The 22,024-nt window shown below is 38.7% G+C and carries 21 protein-coding genes; 10 read left to right on the forward strand and 11 right to left on the reverse strand.

Annotated features, from left to right (window positions below):
- Positions 1–84 precede the first annotated feature (84 nt).
- Positions 85–1,272, reverse strand: a complete 1,188-nt coding sequence (locus J2743_RS01255) for a redox-regulated ATPase YchF (RefSeq protein ID WP_209624587.1) — start codon at positions 1,270–1,272, stop codon at positions 85–87.
- Positions 1,273–1,723: 451 nt separating this feature from the next.
- Here J2743_RS01255 and J2743_RS01260 point away from each other — a divergent pair, with 451 nt between their 5' ends.
- Together J2743_RS01260 and cbiE are read left to right on the forward strand one after the other, a co-directional pair.
- Positions 1,724–2,773 (forward strand): DUF2971 domain-containing protein, encoded by a 1,050-nt coding sequence (locus J2743_RS01260; protein WP_209624589.1) that lies wholly within the window; start codon positions 1,724–1,726, stop codon positions 2,771–2,773.
- 359 nt (positions 2,774–3,132) lie between these two features.
- Complete coding sequence (gene cbiE / locus J2743_RS01265) at positions 3,133–3,762, forward strand: precorrin-6y C5,15-methyltransferase (decarboxylating) subunit CbiE (RefSeq protein WP_209624591.1); 630 nt, start codon at positions 3,133–3,135, stop codon at positions 3,760–3,762.
- Between the two features lie 26 nt (positions 3,763–3,788).
- On the opposite strand, the gene J2743_RS01270 is transcribed toward cbiE, so the two are convergent.
- The 3 genes from J2743_RS01270 to J2743_RS01280 all read right to left on the reverse strand — a co-directional run bounded on the left by J2743_RS01270 (position 3,789) and on the right by J2743_RS01280 (position 5,428).
- Positions 3,789–4,154 (reverse strand): cupin domain-containing protein, encoded by a 366-nt coding sequence (locus tag J2743_RS01270; protein WP_209624593.1) that lies wholly within the window; start codon positions 4,152–4,154, stop codon positions 3,789–3,791.
- A 323-nt stretch (positions 4,155–4,477) separates the two neighbouring features.
- Entirely contained in the window at positions 4,478–4,621 is a 144-nt protein-coding gene (locus J2743_RS01275) for a hypothetical protein (protein WP_209624595.1), read from the reverse strand.
- 99 nt (positions 4,622–4,720) lie between these two features.
- A complete protein-coding gene (locus J2743_RS01280) occupies positions 4,721–5,428 on the reverse strand; it encodes a DUF2238 domain-containing protein (RefSeq protein WP_209624597.1) in 708 nt (235 codons plus the stop codon).
- Between the two features lie 301 nt (positions 5,429–5,729).
- Here J2743_RS01280 and J2743_RS01285 point away from each other — a divergent pair, with 301 nt between their 5' ends.
- The gene (locus J2743_RS01285) at positions 5,730–6,320 is read left to right on the forward strand and encodes a zinc dependent phospholipase C family protein (protein WP_209624598.1); all 591 of its coding nucleotides are present in this window, start codon (positions 5,730–5,732) and stop codon (positions 6,318–6,320) included.
- An 88-nt stretch (positions 6,321–6,408) separates the two neighbouring features.
- Here the strand turns inward: J2743_RS01285 and J2743_RS01290 are convergent, their stop codons facing one another.
- Positions 6,409–7,389 carry a TRC40/GET3/ArsA family transport-energizing ATPase gene (locus tag J2743_RS01290; RefSeq protein WP_209624599.1) on the reverse strand — a complete coding sequence of 327 codons (981 nt, stop codon included), beginning with the start codon at positions 7,387–7,389 and terminating at the stop codon, positions 6,409–6,411.
- A 308-nt stretch (positions 7,390–7,697) separates the two neighbouring features.
- Here J2743_RS01290 and J2743_RS01295 point away from each other — a divergent pair, with 308 nt between their 5' ends.
- The 3 genes from J2743_RS01295 (at position 7,698) to leuS (ending at position 11,855) form a co-directional block, all read left to right on the forward strand.
- Positions 7,698–8,507, forward strand: a complete 810-nt coding sequence (locus J2743_RS01295; RefSeq protein ID WP_209624601.1) for an NAD+ synthase — start codon at positions 7,698–7,700, stop codon at positions 8,505–8,507.
- 92 nt (positions 8,508–8,599) lie between these two features.
- Positions 8,600–8,911 carry a divalent-cation tolerance protein CutA gene (cutA, locus tag J2743_RS01300; protein WP_209624603.1) on the forward strand — a complete coding sequence of 104 codons (312 nt, stop codon included), beginning with the start codon at positions 8,600–8,602 and terminating at the stop codon, positions 8,909–8,911.
- 91 nt (positions 8,912–9,002) lie between these two features.
- The gene (gene leuS, locus J2743_RS01305; RefSeq protein ID WP_209624604.1) at positions 9,003–11,855 is read left to right on the forward strand and encodes a leucine--tRNA ligase; all 2,853 of its coding nucleotides are present in this window, start codon (positions 9,003–9,005) and stop codon (positions 11,853–11,855) included.
- Between the two features lie 140 nt (positions 11,856–11,995).
- Here leuS and J2743_RS01310 read toward each other — a convergent pair whose 3' ends face one another.
- Together J2743_RS01310 and hisG are read right to left on the reverse strand one after the other, a co-directional pair.
- Positions 11,996–12,772 (reverse strand): fumarylacetoacetate hydrolase family protein, encoded by a 777-nt coding sequence (locus tag J2743_RS01310; RefSeq protein WP_209624605.1) that lies wholly within the window; start codon positions 12,770–12,772, stop codon positions 11,996–11,998.
- Between the two features lie 105 nt (positions 12,773–12,877).
- On the reverse strand, positions 12,878–13,738 hold the full coding sequence (gene hisG, locus J2743_RS01315) for an ATP phosphoribosyltransferase (RefSeq protein WP_209624606.1): 861 nt from the start codon (positions 13,736–13,738) through the stop codon (positions 12,878–12,880).
- 208 nt (positions 13,739–13,946) lie between these two features.
- On the opposite strand from hisG, the gene J2743_RS01320 reads away from it, so the two are divergent.
- The gene (locus J2743_RS01320) at positions 13,947–15,239 is read left to right on the forward strand and encodes an amidohydrolase family protein (protein WP_209624608.1); all 1,293 of its coding nucleotides are present in this window, start codon (positions 13,947–13,949) and stop codon (positions 15,237–15,239) included.
- A gap of 71 nt (positions 15,240–15,310) precedes the next feature.
- Positions 15,311–16,000: an HAD family hydrolase gene (locus J2743_RS01325; protein WP_209624619.1), complete on the forward strand. Its 690-nt coding sequence runs from the start codon at positions 15,311–15,313 to the stop codon at positions 15,998–16,000.
- Between the two features lie 78 nt (positions 16,001–16,078).
- Here J2743_RS01325 and J2743_RS01330 read toward each other — a convergent pair whose 3' ends face one another.
- Positions 16,079–16,258: a hypothetical protein gene (locus tag J2743_RS01330; protein ID WP_209624621.1), complete on the reverse strand. Its 180-nt coding sequence runs from the start codon at positions 16,256–16,258 to the stop codon at positions 16,079–16,081.
- Positions 16,259–16,702: 444 nt separating this feature from the next.
- Between J2743_RS01330 and ftsA the strand changes: the two genes are divergently transcribed.
- The gene (gene ftsA / locus J2743_RS01335; protein WP_209624623.1) at positions 16,703–18,043 is read left to right on the forward strand and encodes a coenzyme F390 synthetase; all 1,341 of its coding nucleotides are present in this window, start codon (positions 16,703–16,705) and stop codon (positions 18,041–18,043) included.
- A gap of 167 nt (positions 18,044–18,210) precedes the next feature.
- On the opposite strand, the gene J2743_RS01340 is transcribed toward ftsA, so the two are convergent.
- The 3 genes from J2743_RS01340 to J2743_RS01350 form a co-directional block, all read right to left on the reverse strand.
- Complete coding sequence (locus J2743_RS01340; protein WP_209624625.1) at positions 18,211–18,768, reverse strand: zinc ribbon domain-containing protein; 558 nt, start codon at positions 18,766–18,768, stop codon at positions 18,211–18,213.
- 243 nt (positions 18,769–19,011) lie between these two features.
- Positions 19,012–19,488: a helix-turn-helix domain-containing protein gene (locus tag J2743_RS01345; protein ID WP_209624627.1), complete on the reverse strand. Its 477-nt coding sequence runs from the start codon at positions 19,486–19,488 to the stop codon at positions 19,012–19,014.
- 170 nt (positions 19,489–19,658) lie between these two features.
- Complete coding sequence (locus tag J2743_RS01350; RefSeq protein WP_209624629.1) at positions 19,659–20,444, reverse strand: hypothetical protein; 786 nt, start codon at positions 20,442–20,444, stop codon at positions 19,659–19,661.
- A gap of 248 nt (positions 20,445–20,692) precedes the next feature.
- Here J2743_RS01350 and truD point away from each other — a divergent pair, with 248 nt between their 5' ends.
- A complete protein-coding gene (gene truD, locus J2743_RS01355; protein WP_209624632.1) occupies positions 20,693–21,946 on the forward strand; it encodes a tRNA pseudouridine(13) synthase TruD in 1,254 nt (417 codons plus the stop codon).
- Positions 21,947–22,024: the final 78 nt, after the last annotated feature.

Consider the following 22,024-nt stretch of genomic DNA (forward strand, 5'->3'; position numbering starts at 1 on the left):
ATTAATATTACCTTCCAAAGCTATTTATGGTATATTTAGTAATTAATAATCCTAGCCCCTCCCATAATTTCAATATATCTCATTCTAACGCGTAATTATGCTAATTATATCCCCATCTTCCAGTTCATGATCACTGGCCACCCTACGACAACTTCGAGCATCTATGGCATGCATGAAACCCTCACCAATATCAGTGTGGATGAGGAAAGCCATGTCCCTTGGTTTAGAACCACGGGGAATTAGCAATGCATCAGGAAGCACGTTACCTTTCTGGTCGCACATTTTATGTTCATCTTCTACGGGGTAAACCACGATCATATCCATCAAGCTGAAAACAGCCTGATTAAGAGCGTTCTGGACACCAGTACCTCCATACTTTTGCAGCACGTTTTCTCGAATGTATTCCAGGGCATTTACCTGCTGGGAACTCAGTTTATCTTTCTGGAGGATTTCAAAGTCAGGTTCACCCGAAACATATTTTATCAATCCGGCTTCTGCCGCCCGAATTAATGCCAGTTCAGCTTCAGCAGAAGCAGGGACCACATTATCATATTTTTTCTGGAGTCTTTTAATGTTATCATCGGCGTGAGGTAAATCTGCTTTGTTTGCCACGATAAGCATGGGTTTAGCGATTTTAAGAAGATTATCCAGTAGTTGTATGATGTCCTCTTTTTCCCAGTCCTTGTACTCCTTTTTAACAGCTCGTTTGGCTTCAAGCACGTCTTCTACCATGATGCCTGCTCCACTGAGCTGTTCTGCTATTACCTTGGCAATGTCCAGTTTCTCGGAAAGTGCCTTTCTTACCAGTTTATTCCAGTTTTTATCAAGTATTCCGAAAAGCCACATGGTTATCTCATGCTCCAAAAACTCCACATCCTCCAATGGATCATGGGTTCCTGGCTCACAGGGCCTTCCCTCATCATCAGTTGCTCCGGAAGCATCAATCACATGGATGAATACTCTGGCCTGACGAAGGTCGTCCAGGAATTTATTACCCAATCCACGTCCTTCATGGGCTCCAGGAACCAGCCCAGCAACGTCTAAAAGTTCTACAGGAATCAACCGTGTCCCTTCCAGACACTGGGAATTCAGGGGGTTGCATTCAATATCTAACTCGCGGCAGGGGCATGGTTTAACCACATGGCCCACTGCTTTGTTAACATCAATGGTGGTAAATGGATAGCCAGCAACTTCTGCTTCTGAAAGGGTAGCTGCGTTGAAAAATGATGATTTGCCCACATTGGGCTTTCCGGTAACTGCGATCTGGAGCATGATATCACTAGTAGTTCTTTTACATCCCAAGTTTATTAAAGATTTTATTAGATAAACTCTTGAAAATTTTAATTTTAATTCATATTTTACTCATCATGTCATAGATCATATAGTGGTTGTGATTACTTATCTTTTAGACTAGATTTTGAAGTGTTACACCAAAGAAGATGTTAAATGTTATCATGGCAAGTTTACAGTGAAAATGGTCAAAACAATAAAATATCAAGATTTTAAACAATTAAAAGGGGATCTGGTAATATTTTTTAATGTTAAAGATATTTTACGTACAGAGGGGAGGGTGATTAATTGATTGAAGATATAAAGATTATATCAGGGAAAAAATAGATAAAATCTAATAACAACGATAATATGCCCATATTTATTTATTACATGTCCATGAAGTGTTCGGGAAATAACTAGTATAGATTAAACTAGAAGGGGGGAATGTTTTTTGTGGAAAGATGAATTAGTAGAAATTTTATTTTCTAGTGATCCTTCTAAATTAAACGTTAAAAAAGCTATAAATTTGAAATATAAGAATATGCCTTCGTTTTTATACAAATATAAGGATTTTAATGATAAATATTCATTAGAATTATTAAAATCAAATGAAATGTATCTTTCAAGACCTACTGAGTTCAACGATCCTTTTGACTGTGCACTTAAGATGGCTACAAAGGATTTACCTGATGATTATATTCGGAATGTTCTAACAGAATCAATTATTAAGAGAATGAAAAGGCAAGGTTACAAGGTTTCAAATAAAGAATTAACTAAACTAAAAAGAAAAAAAGATATTGTTCATAGTTTAGCTAAATTTATAGTTAAAAAGAGGGCCCCTCCTAATATTATGATAGAAGATCGTGAAAAACTGATTGAAAGTGAAGAAAAAATTTTCAGAGAGGGTTATATAGATCCTGAGTTTAAAAAAAATATTCATGTAACTTGTTTTACTGAAACTTATGATTCAATCTTAATGTGGAGTCATTATGCAAACAACCATGAAGGTTTTTGTGTTAAATATGACTTTAAAGAATTAGGATTAAATAATCCCGTGGCACGTTTCATATTCCCAGTTATTTATAAAGATACACTTTTTGATTTGAAAGATTATATACCAGATTCCAACAAAGACTTTGGTAATGTTTTAAAAAAATATATGGGAAACATTAAGGCTGAAGAGATTTTAGGAGGGCTTAAAATTCCTCACTCAGCAAAAAACGTTAATAATATGCTTGTTTTTTGTAATGCCTTAATTAAATCCAAAGTTTGGGATTATGAAAAAGAATGGCGATATGTTTTTCCATTTAATAATGTCGAAAATAAAGTAGTATATTTACCTGTTCCGAAACCTAAAGCTATTTATTTGGGCGCGAAGGTTTCTAAAACCAATTGTAAGAAAGTCATAGAATTAGGAAAGGAAAAAAACATTGATGTTTATAAGATGCAAATTAAACCGTCTGAATTTGCCTTAGAATCTGATATAATTCTAAAATGTTAATTTTTAGCAGTATTTAGTATCAATATCTTAGTATTTCCATTAAATTATTAAAATCACTAAACTGTTTTTATCATTTAGTGATTTAATTAATGATTTGTTAATACAAATACGATGATTTTCAATAAACAAACATCTGTCATGAAAAATTTATATAAATGAAAATACATTATATTTACTAAAATTAGTTAATGTAACATAATTGGGCTTTGCAAGATAATTTATAATCATAATATCTTGTGGTCGTGATTTTTCTTGATTGGTGAATCTCCATTTAAAATTAAGTTTTGAATAGCATTATATTAGATAATCAAACATTAATTAACTGTTCATTATCATCTGAAATACCAGGAGCAAATAACATGGCAAAACTTTACCTAGTAGGAATCGGACCAGGATCCAGTGAATATTTAACTAAAGCAGCCATTAAGGCTGCAGAATCTGTGGATGTTCTGGTGGGGAGTCAAAGAGCTCTGGATTTATTTTCAGGATTTTCTGGGGATACTCTGGTACTCAGGGCACGTAACATGGATGAAATGATGAAAAAATCCGTTTTTCTGGTGGATGAGGGTAAAGATGTGGCCATTCTATCCACAGGAGACCCAGGATTCTCCGGTGTTCTGAAACCCATCCTGAGGTTAAGGGATGACCTTGACATTGAGGTTGTACCTGGCATCAGTTCCCTGCAACTTGCTGCAGCCAGGCTTCAGCTCCCCTGGGATGAAATTAATCTTTTAACTCTGCATGGGAAGGGTAATTCAGATAAGATATTGGAATTTTTAGATAACCAAAAGCCCACAATGGTGTTACCTGATTTCAGGGTGGAAAAATTAGCCCAATTCCTCCTGGAGAGGGGTGTTGATCCGGAAAGAAAAGTAGCAGTGTGTGAAAGGCTCAGCTATCCTGATGAAAGAGTTTTCAAGGGAAAGTTAGAAGAAGTTGCCAATATGGAGTTCAGTTACCTGTGTGTAATGGTGGTGTACTGGGAATAATCCTCCACACCTATACGTCCTTACAGTTAATCACATAATTCTTCGTCTTCTTCCTGCCACGGTGGTGTAACCACACACAAAAATTTTAATTCTCCATCCCCAACATTTTCTATCCATTGCACATGTTCTGGTGGGATGTAAATGGCTTCACCCGGTTTTACCCCAGAAACTTCCCGGTTAATATGCATTCTACCTTTACCTTCCAGTATATAGTATATTTCCACACCAGTCTTCAATTTATGTGGTAAAGATGCCTTACCTTCTTCGATTATGGCATGAGCAATACTGCACCCCATGCTGATACCTTCATTTTTGGGGTGTAGAATCTCACACAGAACTGTCTTATCCTGCACCTGGAAGTACTTGCAGTTTTTGAGGGATTTTATCAACATATAATCAGCATCACTACTTCAATCCAATTATATTTTTGGTTCCCTGAATTCAAAAGTAGTACAAAAATCCAAAAAAATCCGGATATTCAATCTCAATCAATTCAGTTAATTCAATCTAAAGAATTAGACTAGAAATAAATCTTGTGTCATGAATATTTTCAAGGGCCTGTTGACAGAAATACAAGCCCCCGAGTTTTTGGTAGGTGTCTATTAGATAAATATAACCTCTTTTTTCACATTAACATATACTTTCGTGAATTATATCGTGATAATTATCACAGGATGACCAGAAAACTGTGAAAAATAACAGTTCAAGTTTGTTATTATTTTTCCACATCATCTTCATCATTTATGATTTCAAAAATTTTAAAGGCAACAATAGAACCACAGAGCCAGGAGGCGATTTTTATTGGTCCAACTGGTGATTTTTCACCTGTAAAGTCAGCTAGGATTCTGAATATGAACACAATAACTAAAAACACTAAAAAAGCGATAATAATGCTCAAGATTCTTTTGTAATTTATTTTATCCCCTCCAAAATCATGTCCCCTAATTCAGGATGAATTCTATTCATGTTCATTGTTTCCTGAAGCCAGGGCTTCCAGTTCATCCAGCATTTCTGGTTCTGTTCCTTTTTTTTCTTCTCTTTTAATAATGATTATTCCTACAGCAGCACCCAATATCCCTCCCAATGTATCGATGAACAAGTCTTCCATGGTATCGGCCAGGGGCGAGGCAACCATGGATCCCTGGGTGAGTCCTGTGGGGAGGTAATGTCCAATAACCGGGTATAATGCCTGATCATAGAAATATTCTGCCATTTCCAGACCCGCACCCATCCCCATAGTTATCAGAACGATTAGGGTAAACATAACTCCGGTACTGGCCTGAAGTTTCCCCAGAGCATAGAAGGTGTATATAATCATCATACCCACCAGACCCACAATGGAGGATATCAACAGGTGCATGAATTTATCATAATAGGGCACCCGACTGTAGAAACTGTAGGCATCAGCCATAATCAGCTCAAAAAAGATCACAATCAGGAACAATATCTCTATATCCACAGGAACAACGCATATCCTATTTTTAGTGAAAAACCAGGGTGTAAGAAGTGCTGCAAGGGCTAAAAGGGCTAAAATTCCGAAAAACATTTCACCCAGGATTATCTGGTACACGGCATTAATCAGGATAATTATCCTTAAAAACAATCTCAAGTATCTCTTCCAGGGGGGTACCTTGGTTAAATCGATAGGACAACTTTTTCCATGCATCTGGTCACCACCGGAGAATAGATGGATTTATAAACATGATAAGAATCTCTGGATCCGTCTGGTTATTCTATATTTGGTTTAAGTAAGTAATAAATGATGGTAATGGATTTGTTCTATCACGTCATGATTCTTAAAGTTGACAATGGAAATGATAGATTTAAATATGAGTACTGAGTACACATACTCTTATAATTATTAAGAATAACTATATTTTTCCAGAAAATTTATTAAAACTGAGATTATTTAAAAAGTGTTCAGTGCAGGTAATAAACTGATGAATTAATTTGAAGCTTGAGGAACCATGAAAAAAGGATTTTTATCGGTACTGTTTTTAGTTGTTGCTTTCCTGGCATTGATTCAGCCAGTATCTGCCTGGGCAGCACCAAACCATTATGCCATCGTTGAACAGGTTTATTACGCTCTACCTGCTGATGCCCAGGAAAATTTGAATCTTTCCGAGATGATCAACGGTGCAGATGACCCGGATTTTAAATTTTTTGACTTCCAGTACCACCACTACCCTGCCAGTCAAGAAAAAGCCAATTACTGGCTGGAAAAAGGCAAAGAATATTATGCTGATGGAAAGTACAACCAGGCCAGCTACTGTTTTGGAGTGGCAACCCATTACATTTCAGATGGTGTTTGCCCACCACACTCAGGGGGAGGTCAGTCCGGCTATCAGCACACTAAATACGAGTTAGAGGCTATGCTATTTACACCACATATCACGGTTAAAAATGGTGCTATCGGTTCTTTACAGTCTAATTATGTTCAGACCAGTGGAGATGCATGGGAACAGTGGATAAAAACTGGAGAAGATGTATATATCCAGGAACCTCTGGATCATGCAGCTGATATTTCCTATTTGGCTGTGAAAGATGCAGTTATATAGAAAATTAAAGTCTTTAGGAGCGTATGTGGTTGTATTGATAAGGGAGTATACTAAAATAGATATAATAAAATAAAAAAAGAGATTTTTTTTAGGAAGCCCCTGCTTCAGGCTCCCCATATAGAATTTTACCAACTTCTTTCAGTTTATCGGTTCCCTTGATTTCCTCACGGAATAAAGGTATTTCAGCCACTAACTGTTCACCGAATTTCTGATGGATGCTTTCCATCCGTTTTTGTTGTATCTGGCGTCGTGCCCGGCAGAAATCACAGTCGGCTTCTTCAGGCTGGATCTGGTTAACGATAACTGCATCAGCGTACATATTGTTCTTTTTTAAAGCTTCCATGGCTCTTTCGGATTCGTAGATGGACATTTCCTCAGGGATAACCACCATTTTGAAGGATGTTCTTTCAGGATCGGCCATAACTTCCCTGGCAGCACGAATTTGTTTCTTGGTGGCTTCCATATCCTCTAAAGCTTTATCTTCTTCCTCTTCATCCCCCATGAAGGGCATGATGTTTTTGAAGGCCTTGGCCATGCTTCCGATCTGTCTTCGGACTTTGATCATCTTTCCCACCCAACTGTCCATCATTTCAGGGAAAGATAAAAGTCGTAGGGTGTGTCCAGTTGGTGCTGTGTCGAAAACCACGATGTCGTACTCATCAGTGGTCATGTACTGCAAAAATTTGTCAAAAGCCGCAGCTTCGTCTATTCCTGGGGACATGGTGGCCATTTCCATCTGATCTTCCATCATACCCATGTCCATACCAGGGTTAAGGGCCTGTTGTTCCTTCATCTTGGCCTGGTAATCCTTCATGGCTATTTCAGGATCGATTTCCGCAGCCCACAAGTTTTCACCGATAGGGGTGGGGTCGTGTCCAAGGTTCTTTTCTAAAGAGTCAGAAAGGGAGTGAGCAGGGTCTGTTGAGATTACCAGAGTTTTTTTCCCTTCTTCAGCTAACCATAGGGCGGTTGCAGCTGAAACAGTGGTTTTACCCACTCCGCCTTTACCTCCAATAAATACGAATGTTGTTTTTCCTTTTTTAAATTTGAAAAGGTCTTTAAATGCCATTATTCATGCCTCCATTAATTCGTCTAGATTTAATAAGCCTAAAATAAGCCTTAATCTTTCTGGGTTAATAGTTTCTATGGGATTATCTTACTTAAATTCTGTGGACATATAAAAATTGTGCAAATCCATATTAAATAAGGACATATAATATAATCAAATGATAACATAGCAAATCCATTTACACAAGAAAAATTGGTTATTAAGGGTTAAACATGGTTTTAGGAGTAGATAAAAATTCCAATGGTTCATTAATATATTATACTAAAATTAGGACCATTTCCTAAATTAGATAAATACTTGGTGATGATATGGGTTATGATAACAGAATTTTACCGGTTTTAGACGTTTCTAAAGTGGCATTTGAGATATCTACTTTCATTGAAAATTCATTAATAGAATCAAATGCCCAGGGATTGGTAGTGGGCCTTAGTGGGGGATTGGATTCATCGGTCACAGCCAAACTCTGTGCAGAAGTTGTGAATAAGGATAAAATTCTGGGACTAATAATGCCCAGCCAGAGTACAAATAAAGAGGACATCAATGATGCTGTAAACCTGGCAGAGGAACTGGGCATAAAACACAAAACCATACAGGTTGATCCACTCATCGAACCAGTCCAGAAAGTATGTAGTCGTTCTGTGGACGATGAGAATTATAAACTAGCTGGCGCAAATCTCAAGGCCCGTATGAGGATGCTAATCCTTTATTACCATGCTAACGCATTGAACCGGTTGGTAGCAGGTACTGGTAATAGAACCGAACTTTTAGTGGGTTATTTCACCAAATATGGTGATGGTGGGGTGGATATCCTCCCTATTGGGGGATTGTACAAAACTGATGTAAGAAAATTAGCAGAACATCTTGAAATCCCTGATAACATTCAAAATAAAGATCCTACAGCAGGGTTATGGCCAGGACAGACTGATGAAGATGATCTCGGAATAAAATACGAACTTTTAGATGAGATATTGTACCTCATGGCTGAAAAAGGAATGGAAAAAGACGAAATCGCTCAAAAACTCAAAATAAGCCTGGATGAAGTGGTAAATGTTAAATTAATGGTGAGGGCAGCAGAACACAAACTAAAAATGCCACCGATGCCACCAATAGTTAGGTAACTCTGATAACATAACCTTACCGGATGAAAACACCCACTATTTAAATTATAAATGATATATGGGTTTAATCAATGACATATGGGAAGTTTTGCATGTATTCAATGATTTATGTAACTGTTTCTGGAGTTGAAGAAGCCAAAAAAATAGCGAAAATTCTTTTAAATGAAAAAATTGTAGCCTGTGCTAATATAATCCCTGTCATGGAATCTATTTATTGGTGGGAGGGAGATCTGGAGGAAGATGTTGAATCCATCCTCCTTTTGAAGACCAGTTCAGAATTGGTAGATAAAGTTATAGACAGGGTAAAAGATATTCACAGTTACCAAACTCCCTGCGTGCTGGAAATCCAGATTAAAAAGGGATCACAGGACTACTTGGATTGGCTGGAAAACGCATTGAAATAGTCAAATCTAGTATAACTTGTTTAAATTTTTAGTTAAGAAATTGATGATAATTTAATTTTACCAAATCAAAGACAATAATGGCGGTGATGCAGTGACAGACATTAAAATAGAGGAGAAATGGCAGAAGAAATGGAAAGATGCAAAATTATTTCAATCTAATCCTGATAACCGAGAAAAAGTTTTCTTAACCGTGGCCTATCCCTACCCCAGCGGGGCAATGCACGTGGGACACGGCCGTACATACACAGTACCTGATGTTTACGCCCGTTTTAAGAGAATGCAAGGATACAATGTACTATTCCCCATGGGATGGCATGTAACCGGGGCACCAGTAATAGGCATAGCCAAACGTATTAAAAGACAGGATCCCTGGACACTTGACATCTACCAAAACGTTCACAAAGTACCATTAAGTGAACTTGAAAAGTTCACCGACCCCCATTACATTGTAAAATATTTCAGCGAAGAATACCGTCAGGTAATGACACACTTAGGTTATTCCATTGACTGGAGACGCGAATTCACCACCATAGACCCCACTTACCAGAAATTCATCACCTGGCAATTCGCTAAACTCAATGAAAAAGGATTAGTACGCCGAGGATCCCACCCGGTTAAGTACTGCCCAGATGATGAAAACCCAGTAGGGGACCATGACCTTCTGGAAGGTGAAGGAGTCACAATAAACGAATTAACCTTGATTAAGTTTTCAATAAATGGAACATATCTGGTAGCCGCCACATTCAGGCCCGAAACGCTATTCGGTGCTACTAACATCTGGTTAAATCCTGATGAGAAATATGTTAAGGTTAAAATGGATGATGAGGAATGGATCATCAGCCAAAAAGCCTATGAAAATCTGTTAAACCAGAAAAACAACCTGGAACTGGTGGGAGATGTTGATGCAGCTGGTCTCATTGGACAGTACGTGGAAAACCCTGTAACCGGAAAAAAACACATGATTTTACCTGCATCATTCGTAGACCCTGATTATGCTACGGGAGTAGTATATTCTGTACCTGCACATGCCCCTGCTGATTACATAGCTCTCCAGGACCTTAAAAATGACACTGAAACCCTGAAAAAATATGGAATACAGGAAAAAGTCGAAAAAATCCAGCCAATCGGCCTTATAAGCCTTAAAGGATTTGGAAAACACCCTGCAGTGGAGATGATAGAGCAGATGGGTGTTAAAAACCAGAATGACCCCAAACTCAAGGAAGCCACCAACCAAATGTACAAACTGGAACATGCAAAGGGAGTAATCAAAGAGCATGTTACAGATTACGCTGGCTTCAAGGTACCTCAGGCCAGGGATGCCATTAAAGAACACCTCCTGGAAGTGGGTAAAGGGGACATAATGTATGAATTCGCAGAAAAACCTGTGATCTGCCGTTGCGGCACTAAATGTGTGGTTAAAATTCTGGACAACCAGTGGTTCCTCAAATACTCCGATGAAAAATGGACCCAGACCACCCTCAACTGCCTGGAAGGTATGAACACCGTACCAGGGGAGATAAGATCCAACTTTGAATATTACCTTAACTGGTTACATGACTGGGCATGTGCCCGTAGAATAGGATTGGGAACACCCTTACCATGGGATCCACAATGGTTAATCGAGCCTTTAAGTGACTCAACCATTTACATGAGTTATTACACCATCGCCCCCCACTTGAAAAAGATGGACCCTGAAAAAATGGATGAAGAATTCTTTGATCACATTTTCCTGGATAAAAAAACCGATAAAAACATTCCACCCGCCATAAAAGAAGAATTCAACTACTGGTATCCCTTAGACTGGAGGTTATCTGCCAAGGACCTGGTGGGAAACCACCTTTCATTCCACCTGTTCCATCACTCTGCCATATTCCCTGAGGAAAAATGGCCCCAGGGAGTGGTGGTCTTTGGAATGGGCCTCCTGGAAGGCAATAAAATGTCTTCTTCCAAGGGAAACATCATCCTCCTGGAAGATGCCATAAAAATCCACGGAGCCGATGTGGTACGGTTGTTCCTCATGTCCTCAGCTGAACCATGGCAGGACTTTGACTGGAGGGAAAAAGAGGTTATAGGAACCAAAAAACGCCTAGAATGGTTCATAGAATTCGCTGCCATGGTGGATGAACTACACGGTTCACAGATCCAGTTAACAGATTACATCCAAGCCCCGGATGTTGATAACTCCATCAACGCCTGGATGATCAGCCAGGTTAACCAGAGGGTTCGAGACGCCACCCATGCATTGGAAGGATTCCAGACCAGGAAAGCACTACAAGAAGCATTATTCCTGTTTAAGAAGGACATAGACCATTATCTGCACAGGGTGGACCATGAACTCAAGAAAGATGCTGGTCAGGAAGAAATAACCCAGGTACTTGCACATGTCTTAGGAATATGGATCCGTTTAATGGCCCCATTCACCCCACATGCCTGTGAAGAACTGTGGGAAAGACACGGAGGTCAGGGATTTGCATCACAAACGCCATGGCCTGAAGTAGATGAAAGTCTCATTGATGAAAAAGTCCACAAGGGTGAGGAAATCATCCAGGGACTGGTGGATGATGTCAGGGAGATTGAAAAGATCACCAAAACCATCCCAGAAAAAGTACATGTTTACCTGGCTCCTGAATGGAAATGGAAGGTCTTTGAAATTGCCCATGAAGTTGGAAAACCAGATGTTGGTCAGATCATGGGAAGATCCATTAAGGCCAACATCCATGATGATAAGAAGGAACTGGCAGGATTCGCCCAGAAGATAGTTCGAGAGATGACCCGTATAAACTACGTAGGATATGTAGATGAAAAACACCTCTTGGAAGATGCACTGGACTACATTGCCAGAGGAACAGGTGCCCAGGTGATAATATACCAGGAACCAACTTACGATCCCAAAAACAAAGCCAGGAATGCATTACCCTACAAACCAGCACTGTATATTGAATGAAATTCGACATTAAAAATACAGGTTAAAATATAGGATCATCTCCCTTTAAAGGGGGATGATATTGGGGTTTTAGAGGTGTAATTATCTTTTAACAAAAGGTGATTACCTGATAAACGTGACATGCATAGTTATTCTTTCTATTAACTTTTTGTCACGCGATTTTTAAGAGTTCCAATTCCTTCCACATTAACTTCTGCAACATCACCAACCTGCAGGGGTCCCACTCCTGGCGGAGTTCCAGTGGCGATCACATCACCTGGTTGCAGGGTCATAATTTCTGATATAAAGCTTATCAACTCTTTTGGAGTAAATATCATATTTTTGGTACGGGAATCCTGTTTAACTTCACCATTAACCTTCATACATACTCTCTGATTAGAAGGATCAAGTTCAGTTTCTATCCATGGGCCGATGGGACAGAATGTATCGAAACTTTTTGCACGAGTCCACTGCCCATCTTTTTCCTGTAAATCTCGGGCAGTAACATCGTTAAGAACAGTATAACCTGCAATGTAATCCAAAGCATCATCTTCACTAACGAAACGGGCTTCATGACCAATCACCACAGCCAATTCTGCCTCATAATCCACATGATGGGACTGGGCAGGATAAATGATACTATCTTCATGGCCGATAACCGTAGTTGAAGGCTTTAAAAACAGGATAGGTTCATCAGGAAGGGCCATATTCAACTCTTCAGCATGGTCACGGTAATTTAAACCCACACAAATGATTTTACTGGGTTTAACTGGTGGAAGAATCTTAACTTCATTTAACAAGTAAAACTCTTTCCTTTCCAGATGATCAGGGTGTGAATGGGCTGCTTCAAGGAGAGAATGTTCTATTTCAACCATTCCTCCATTGATAATCGCACCATTTTTTTCCTTTCCATCTTTTTTAAATCTTAAAAGCTTCATAGAATCCCTACAATTACATTTATCCGGTCAAAATGTAATAATACATTCAACTTAGATGATTCATTCGTCTTAAATGATTTTTTAAATTTTGATGATTCTTTCAACTTAGATGATTCTTTCAATGGGAACCACCAGAATATCCCGGGCACCGATCTTTTTCAAACGATTAACCACCTGGAATACCTCATGTTCATCCACCACAGCGTGAACTGCCACCACCCTATTATCAGAGAGGACTTGAGATACAGTGGGGCCGCTCATCCCTGGCATGGCCTTTTTAACTTCGTCCAGGACTTCCTCATCCACATTCATCATCACCAGTTTTTTACCCTCAGCATCCAGAACACCACGTATTCCAGTTCTGATTTGTTCAATTTTATCTTTTTTCTCCTGGTAGCTTTCAGGATTGGCTATAAGATGCACAGAGCTTTTTAAGATGGTTTCCACTATCTTCAGATGATTCATCTTCAAAGTGGTGCCCGTGCTGGTAAGATCAGATATAAGGTCTGATACTCCAATAAAAGGAGCTATTTCGGTTGAACCACTAAGTTGGACTATTTTAACTGGTATTCCATTGGTTTCAAGATATTTTTCAGTGAGGTGGGGGAATTCAGTGGCCACAATAGAACCTTCCTTAACATCGGAAAGCTGGTTGATATCGGAGTCTTCAGGGGCAGCCAGCACCAATTTGGATTTTCCAAAGCCCAAGTCTTCTAATATTTCCACACGGACTTCTTTTTCCCGTATTAAATCCAGACCAGTCATTCCCAGGTCAGCAGCACCATCAGCAACGAATTCAGGAATATCAGAGGCCCGGGTGAACATAACATTAATCTGCTGGTCGAAAGTTGCTGAAAAAAGCCTGCGATTAACGGTATCCTTCAATCCAATCCCTGCCTTAGATAACAATTTTACTGCAGGGTCACTGATCCTTCCCTTGGATGGAAGGGCTATTTTTATTTCCATTTAAAAAATCCTCCTAGACTAGAACATTGTTAAGTTAAAAACTTTAATAGGTGCATATAAATCTACTTGCATTCAACATTATCTTGAAAAAAATGATGGTAACCAGACGAGTAATGAAGAACTGGTTTTGTTGTTAAGTTTCACTAGAACTATAATGACGTAGATATTTATGTTATTTTCCTCAATCTTAAAATAGATAGGTGGTCCCATGGAAACCAAGACTATTCTCATAAAAAACACTACTATTCTAGCCAAAGGACTTCGAAAAGGCTCAGTGCTCATAGAAGACGGTAAAATCATTGACATAAATAATAAAATCCGTTTCTGGGGCATAGACGAAGTTATTGATGCAGAAGGGAAGATTTTAATTCCTGGACTGGTCAACACTCACACCCATCTTTCCATGAACCTCATGAGGGGACTTGCTGATGACCTGCCTCTGGATGTCTGGATGAATGATCATATATGGCCAGTGGAAGCACATCTGGAAGGAGAACACTGCTATGCTGGAGCTCTTTTAGCGGCACTGGAGATGATCAAATCAGGAACCACTACTTGTGATGACATGTACTTCTTCATGGATGACGTGGCCAGGGCCATTGATGAATCAGGAATAAGGGGACTCCTCTGTCATGGTATGATCGACCTGTTTGATGAGGAAAAGAGAAAGGCAGAGTGCAAGGAAACCAAGCGCATCATAGAAAAATGCCATAACACTGCTGATGGCAGAATTCAAGTGGCACTGGGGCCTCACACTCCTTACACTTGTTCAACCGAGCTTTTAAACTGGGTTCGCAAAAAAGCTGATGAAAAGGGACTTAAAATTCATATACATGTTTCAGAAACTGAAAAAGAGGTTGAAGATAGCTTAAATGATAGGAAAAAAAGGCCTTTCGAGTACCTGGATGATATTAAATTTTTAGGTCCGGATGTGATAGCTGCCCACGCTGTATGGCTTTCAGGGGCTGAAATAGCTTTAATAAAAGAAAATAATGTTAAAATATCCCACAATCCTCTGAGCAACATGAAATTAGCTTCAGGAATATCACCAGTTTCTGACATGCTGGCCAATGGAATATGTGTATCTCTGGGAACAGATGGGGCTGCATCTAATAATAGCTTGGACCTTTTCCAGGAAATGAAAATAGCTAGTCTCCTTCAAAAAGTGCGTACTCTAGATCCCACAGTTTTACCTGCAGGTGCAGTCCTGGAAATGGCCACCATGGGTGGAGCAACGGCATTGGGCATGGAAAAAGAGATAGGAACCATTGAGGTTGGGAAAAAAGCAGACCTGGTTTTGATGGATAGAAGAGCTCCACATCTAACTCCCTATAGAAATCCCGTTTCCCATCTGGTCTATTCTGCTGAAGGACCTGATGTGAGCACAGTTATATGTAATGGGGAGATTTTAATGCGCGAAAATGAAGTCTTAGTCCTGGATGAGATGGAAGTAATAGAGATGGCGGAGAACGCTTCAGAAGACCTCCTATCCCGAAGATAGTTAGGTCCAATTTGATGATTAAACTGTTATATATTATTCAACTAGTAATTAATTCTATAAGGCGATATTTTATGGTTGATAATGGAATTTTAACCCTTTTTGACGTTGATGGGACCCTGGTAAGGGGAGCTAGATGTCATTACATGGCTTTTGTCCATGCAGTTAGTAAGTTCTATGGAATGGAAGAAGATATCAGTGGTTTAAACTATGCTGGAAAAACCGACCCCCAGATACTGCGAGAAGTTCTGGAACTCGGTAAAATACCAGAGAAAGTCATTACTGATAACTTTCAGGATTGTTTGAATTATATGATTCAGGATTATGTGGCTAATGTGCATCGGGAGAATATTGTGGTGTTATCTGGTGTAAATAAGCTTTTGAATGAATTGAAAAATGAAAATGTTTTGTTAGGTCTTACCACTGGTAATCTGGAGCCAATTGCCTATGCTAAACTGGGGAGGGTGGGGTTGGATGATTATTTTGCCTTTGGTGGATTTGGTAGTGATAGTCCAAAAAGGCCTTGCCTGGTGGAAAAAGCCCTTAAACGTGCTCGGAATCAATATGGCTTCCGGGGAGATCAGATATTTATTGTTGGGGACACTCCTCGTGATGTGGAGGCTGCCAGGCCATTTGATCTTAAAACTATAGCTGTGGCCACTGGCAGTTATTCTACTGGGAAACTGGAAGAAACAGGGGCGGATTTTGTCTTTGATAGTTTAGAAAATGTTAACAGGGTATTAGAGATTATGGGGCTAAGTTAAGAGTATAAAACACGTTAATAATACGTTATATGAGTCACGTTGAATAAGGGAGTATGTTAAGATTTAAGTGAACTACGATTAAATCTTTCCGGCTTTTTCAAGTGCTTCGTTGTACCCTTTTTTAAACCCTATCTTGTAACCTTCTTTAAAAAGCTCTAAAGAGAATTCTCTCAGCCTTTCATTTTCTTTTTCGCAGTTTCGTTTATTTTTCTTAAACTGTTGCGTTTTTGAAGGTTCTTTATTTTTTAGTTTTTCCATATTCAATCCTCAATCACTTTTTAGGATAAATGATGGTAGAGGTGCACCTCTTATTCTGTTTGGGTTCTTTCTTCTCACTCAATATTAAGGATTTAACACTATATAACTATTGCTATTTGTGGTTTGAAATACACATTTAGTGTCCAAAAGTTGGGGAATTATAAAATTAAAACCTTGATCTTGTCACTTCATGTGTTTTTAAAGAAGATGTTTTCAAGAAATAATATTCAATCAAAATGGTTATAACAAGTTAAAAAAGTTTTAACCTTCTTGATGGTGGATACTTTTTGTTTAAAGCATCCCTTTCCGAATATTTTTTTAATAATTATCTTTTCAAGGTTCCCTTTCTGGATTTAAAATTCTTAATTGTTATTAGTTAGGGAGTTTATATTAATTAAATGATCAAATATGTGCTGATGGATATTGATCGAGGGGGTGATTTAAATGGCATATTTTCGAGAAAAAATTGAAACCATGCCTCGAAATGAGTTGGATGCCGTGTTGGATGAGCGCGTCCGCTATACAGTTGCTTATGCTGCAGAAAATTCTATTTTTTATCGTAAATGGTTCCAGAAAAATAACATAAATCCTGCGGATATCAGGGAACACGAAGATCTGCGGGAATTACCAATTATCTCTGGGAAAACAGTTCGTAAACACCAGCCACTAGAAACTGATGACTTTGAATTCAGATCTGTTGATTGGGATGAAGTTTACACCATTCATGAGACCAGTGGGACCAGTGGAACACCCAAGTCATTTTTTTTAACTGGAGAGGATTGGGATCGATATTCTGAGAAGTACGCTCGGTCATTTGTCAGTCAAAACTTCGGTCCGGGAGATAAAGTGGTGGTGTGTGCTTCTTATGGTATGAATGTGGGGGCCAGCACCATGACTCTTGCTGCCCAGAAAATGGGAATGACCATAATTCCGGAGGGTAAATGCACGTTTCCAGTACGTATCATGAAGAATTATCAGCCTACCGGTATCGTGGGCAGTGTTTTTAAACTCATCCGTCTGGCTCGAAGAATGGAAAAGGAAGGTATGAACCCTCAGGAATCCAGTATAAAACGCCTTGTTGCTGGTGGTGAGAGTTTTGCTGAAGAATCTCGTGCCTATGTGGAAAAATTATGGGATGTGCCGGTTTACAACACCTATGGTAGCACCGAAGGAACCATGTGTGGAGAGTGCCATGAGAAGGTAGGACTCCATGTACCGGAAGATATGGTGCATCTGGATGTTTATAACCCTCAAATGGAGGATTTCATTGCAGATGGGGAATGTGGAAGAATGGTTTTAACTACTCTACTTTCTCCTGGTGACAAAACTGGCACGTTACTTTTGAATTATGATACTGAAGATACCACAGTGGTGGTAAGCAGGGATAAATGTCCCTGTGGCCGTACACACATGCGAATACTTAATCCAGAAAGAGAGGCAGAAACAGCCTGGGTGATGGGTGCACCCTTTAACAGGGTTGATATTGAAAGAGGTGTTTTTCAAACGGGTAACATGGACTATTTAACTGGGGAATATGAGGCATTTCTCTATGGGGATGAAGAAGAAGTTACCCTCAGGGTGAGTATGGAGTGTCATGATGTCAAAAACTGCCCACAGGAACTTGTTCAGGAGAATTTTTTGAAAACTTTCCTTCAGTACAAAATTGCCCTATCTGAAGCATATCATGATGGTAGTTTTAACATCCTCTTTAATTTTACTGGACCTGGTGGTCTTGAATTTTATAAGATCAGGGGAAGACCTAAGCGTTTGGTTGATCGTCGGTGAGAGTAAATGGATTGACATATGAATTCATTTTTCTCCATAGAACTACGGAAATCCATAGACCTATAATGAAATGTATTGGGATACTTGGAATTGAATGGTCTTGATTCAGGTAGTTTCCACAAAATTTCATGGTTAGAAACTACTTTTACCCTAATCTATCTTTTACCCTAATAATAATCAAAGACCTGAACAGTCCAATTCACCTGATTTGCTGGAGTATCAGGAACATCAATGTTCACTGAGTAACTTCCTGGCTGAACATTGGATTGCAAACTCATAGCCTTAAGAGAAGTGTCAGCTCCTTTCCATGCCAGATCATCAGAGGATATAATACCACTAACACCGTAGATTTCGCACTTTAGACTGGTATCTTGTTTCAGGGGTTGGGCAGTGATATAAACCTTAACTTTACTTCCTTCAATCTGAAAAGACATTAAATCATCTGAATTTCCATTGTAAATAGCGATCTGCTGCCATGATGCATGTCCAGAAAGGTAAGAATCATTATCAGATATCGAACTATGAGTTCCAGGCCATAAAATGGCAACAGTAACGATAAACAGTATCAAAATACCAACACCCAAAATTTTCAAATTTTTAACCGTAAAACCTCCCTTATCATCCTTTTTTGAATCAGAAGGCATTTGAAACTTGAGGGGTTCGCCACAAAACTCGCAGATAACAGCATCATTCGGATTTTCATGTCGACATTTAGGGCAAATCATTTTCATTCACCAGTTCTTTTTTAAAAACAATTTCATGGATAATTTGTTACTTAAAGATATTATACTTTATTTCATTCCTGATGATAAGGTATGGCTATTAAGCTGATGGTAGTAAGATATGCTATTAAAAATAGTCCTGTTTGAGGATTGGCATACAAATAATATTCAATCAGCCTTGTAAACATTCGAACTATTTTCAAAACGAATTTTTGAGATTTAAAAATAAAAATTAGCGGGATGAAATTATTTATTAGGACTTTGCACTTCTAAAATCTGTATAGAATGGGTAGGGCAGTTCATCTGACAATCCAAACATCCACAACACCCGGCACTGTTTATATGGCATTTCAAATCCACAATAGAAATGTTATTCATTAGGCACACATCTGCACAAACACCACAACCAATGCAACTGTCTTTTACATTGGCTTTAAACTCTTCTTCAATCAAAATATCCACAATAGTCCGGGTATTTTCAAGATCACCAGTTAAAGAATAGGTAACATGTAAGAAATCCCTGTTACAACAGTTTGTTATTGACTCTGCAACTTCAATGGAGTTCCAAGAGAGATTCCTTCCATTCAAATAATGTGAAACTGTTGATCGATCCATACCAAGCTTATTAGCAATATCTTTTTGGAAATAGCCCTTTTCTCTGAGCTTAACCGCCGCCAGGTACTTCAATCCAGATGCAATATGTTTTGGCATTATCTCCACCATGTGTGTTAATTACACATTAATCAAGGTTTAATATTTATAGATTGCTACTGTGAGTGAATAGATCTGTCCAAATTTGTCATTTTAATCACTCAACTATGGATGGTAGATATGATAATTAAAAAAAATGAAGGACAGTATTGATATTAAATCATCAACATCCAATTAAAAATTTAACAACACCCATTGATAGTCAGATTCAGTTTATCCACTCCAAAAACAAATTCCTTGTTTTGTTCTTTAACCAAACTATAAGCCTGATCTTTAAATGATTCGTAAACAATGGAAGGCACACCCTTTTTAATGAGAGGTACAGTACAATAATTTGGGCTTGTTGCTGATGCTGGAGAATAATATGGAACATTTTTAAGGGTATTTGTTAAGTTATGAGCAATTTCAATCGAGGAATATTCCTCTATTGGGGTGAATAAGAAGACCTTTTTGGAGTATTCACCATCAGTACCATGAACATCAATGGCAAGACGAAAGTTATCATTGGCAATGTCTGGAACCACATACTTATTGGCAAGGAATTGTCCGTTCATCCTTCCTTTAGCATAATCATTGGCATACTGGGTCACATTAATGCGATAGAAATAATAACAGTATTTAAAAGAAGCAGAATTTTCTTTAACATTCTCGCTGATGGCTTTGTGTGCAACCCATTCACGGGGATGTTCACCTAAAATGTAAGCTATCTTAACTGATGAACTGCAGTTACCGTAAGGCCCTTCTTTCACCACGTTACCGTATGTTTCATTTCCAATGACTTTTCGAATGACTGGTTGGGTGAATGGAGTGTCTTCTGTAGAATAAACATTATAGATGGGTAATATAACCACTAAAAACAGGCAAAAAATTGAAATCAATCCAAAAACTAGTTTATGGTGTTTGTATGAGGTTATATTATTATTTAACTCCTTAAATTCTCTTTTTAACTTTTTGAACTTATCTTTCAATCTAATCGCCCTTAATGGCATAATAAAAATAAGAATTGCCATAACTAAAAAAGGGTATTAGTATTTTTTATTTATAAATATTTTCAAATCCAAGTCTTAGTGGGGTTTTAAGATTCCGTGGGGATGTGAATTCAAGTCATCCCTACTATATTTCAAATGGTTATTAGCATAATTAGTATATTAAAAATGAACAGCAGAATTGAAAATCAGTACTCCATCTTTGGAGTGGAACTGAGTGGTAATCTATCATGTTAAACGCAGAAACATATCTAACCCCTCAAAAAGGAATAGGTGGAGAAATAAGAACCACCAACCAAGATTTTTATGTGGAAGAAATCCCACTAAACTTGCCCAGTGGTGAAGGGCCAAACACATGGTTATGGCTTGAAAAAGAAGGTCGAAACACTTTAGATGTGGTTTTAGACATTGCTCGAGAGCTTGGCATTAATCGAAAGCAGATGGGATTTGCTGGTATGAAGGATAAAGCAGCGGTAACTCGTCAATGGATATGTGTGAGTAATAAAACCCCTGAAGAACTGAAAGAACTGGAGGGTAAGCTGCATCATGTTAAGATCTTGGATGTAGTCCCTAATCAGAAAAAATTGCGCATCGGACAACTGGTGGGGAATAAATTTCGTTTGATGGTTAAGGATGTGGAAGATCCAGATTCAGCAGCCCAAAGGGCCAGAGGAATACTTGAAAAACTGAAAGAAAGGGGAGTACCTAATTACTATGGATATCAGCGGTTTGGCAAGAACCGGTCCAACACTCATCTTGTGGGCAAAGCCCTGATCAAGTGGGGGGTGAAAGCAGCAGTGGATCGTTATATCGGCCATCCATACGATACTGAACCACAGCATATTCAGGAAACCCGCCGATTATATGATGAAGGGGACTTAAAAGAATCTATGGAATCTATGCCCAGTGGAATGCGCTATGAAAAGATGATGATCCGTGCCCTTCTGAAAGATAAGAAAAAGAAGGGAGAATTGGATGAAAATTCTTATATCCTGGCACTTAAAAGCCTTCCCAAACCATTAAGCCGGATGTTTGTCCATGCATACCAATCATTCCTGTTCAACCGCGCAGTAAGCGAACGCACTAAGCTGGGGATAGATCATTATGTGGAAGGTGACATTTTAATTGACAATGAGGAACACCTTATCCATGAATTTGACCCAGACAAAATAAATCAGAGGATAAAGGAATTCCAGGCCCATCCTTCCAGTCCACTTTTTGGGAGTAAAGTACCCCTTGCCGGTGGAAAATTGGGCAAAATGGAACAAAAAATATTGGATGAAGAACAACTTAAACTGGATGATTTCATGGTACCGGCAATGCTTAAACTTGGCAGCCATGGTATACGCCGAGCAGCACGCTTCAAAATATGGGACGTGTCTGCAGAGACAACTGAAGAAGGGGTTTTGGTAGAATTTTCAATTCCCAAGGGTTCCTACGCCACCAGTGTTTTAAGAGAAGTTATGAAGAAGGATGTTTATTGATCAATTTCCAATCATACTATTACTTCTCAACTGCTCTTACCAAACCCAGATATGAGGTTTCATATCATAGGATGGATT

The sequence above is a fragment of the Methanobacterium petrolearium genome, from assembly GCF_017873625.1.
In the GTDB taxonomy this organism is placed as follows: Archaea; Methanobacteriota; Methanobacteria; order Methanobacteriales; family Methanobacteriaceae; genus Methanobacterium; species Methanobacterium petrolearium.

What these genes read in the sequence shown, in the direction of transcription:
- J2743_RS01285 (WP_209624598.1), top strand. Translation starts at nt 5,730, where the DNA reads ATGAAAAAAGGATTTTTATCGGTACTGTTTTTAGTTGTTGCTTTCCTG.
- ftsA (WP_209624623.1), top strand. Translation starts at nt 16,703, where the DNA reads ATGGCATATTTTCGAGAAAAAATTGAAACCATGCCTCGAAATGAGTTG.
- J2743_RS01310 (WP_209624605.1), bottom strand. Translation starts at nt 12,772, where the DNA reads ATGAAGCTTTTAAGATTTAAAAAAGATGGAAAGGAAAAAAATGGTGCG.
- hisG (WP_209624606.1), bottom strand. Translation starts at nt 13,738, where the DNA reads ATGGAAATAAAAATAGCCCTTCCATCCAAGGGAAGGATCAGTGACCCT.
- cutA (WP_209624603.1), top strand. Translation starts at nt 8,600, where the DNA reads ATGTATTCAATGATTTATGTAACTGTTTCTGGAGTTGAAGAAGCCAAA.
- cbiE (WP_209624591.1), top strand. Translation starts at nt 3,133, where the DNA reads ATGGCAAAACTTTACCTAGTAGGAATCGGACCAGGATCCAGTGAATAT.
- J2743_RS01345 (WP_209624627.1), bottom strand. Translation starts at nt 19,488, where the DNA reads ATGGTGGAGATAATGCCAAAACATATTGCATCTGGATTGAAGTACCTG.
- J2743_RS01295 (WP_209624601.1), top strand. Translation starts at nt 7,698, where the DNA reads ATGGGTTATGATAACAGAATTTTACCGGTTTTAGACGTTTCTAAAGTG.
- J2743_RS01280 (WP_209624597.1), bottom strand. Translation starts at nt 5,428, where the DNA reads ATGCATGGAAAAAGTTGTCCTATCGATTTAACCAAGGTACCCCCCTGG.
- J2743_RS01325 (WP_209624619.1), top strand. Translation starts at nt 15,311, where the DNA reads ATGGTTGATAATGGAATTTTAACCCTTTTTGACGTTGATGGGACCCTG.
- J2743_RS01330 (WP_209624621.1), bottom strand. Translation starts at nt 16,258, where the DNA reads ATGGAAAAACTAAAAAATAAAGAACCTTCAAAAACGCAACAGTTTAAG.
- J2743_RS01340 (WP_209624625.1), bottom strand. Translation starts at nt 18,768, where the DNA reads ATGATTTGCCCTAAATGTCGACATGAAAATCCGAATGATGCTGTTATC.
- J2743_RS01270 (WP_209624593.1), bottom strand. Translation starts at nt 4,154, where the DNA reads ATGTTGATAAAATCCCTCAAAAACTGCAAGTACTTCCAGGTGCAGGAT.
- J2743_RS01255 (WP_209624587.1), bottom strand. Translation starts at nt 1,272, where the DNA reads ATGCTCCAGATCGCAGTTACCGGAAAGCCCAATGTGGGCAAATCATCA.
- J2743_RS01290 (WP_209624599.1), bottom strand. Translation starts at nt 7,389, where the DNA reads ATGGCATTTAAAGACCTTTTCAAATTTAAAAAAGGAAAAACAACATTC.
- truD (WP_209624632.1), top strand. Translation starts at nt 20,693, where the DNA reads ATGTTAAACGCAGAAACATATCTAACCCCTCAAAAAGGAATAGGTGGA.
- J2743_RS01320 (WP_209624608.1), top strand. Translation starts at nt 13,947, where the DNA reads ATGGAAACCAAGACTATTCTCATAAAAAACACTACTATTCTAGCCAAA.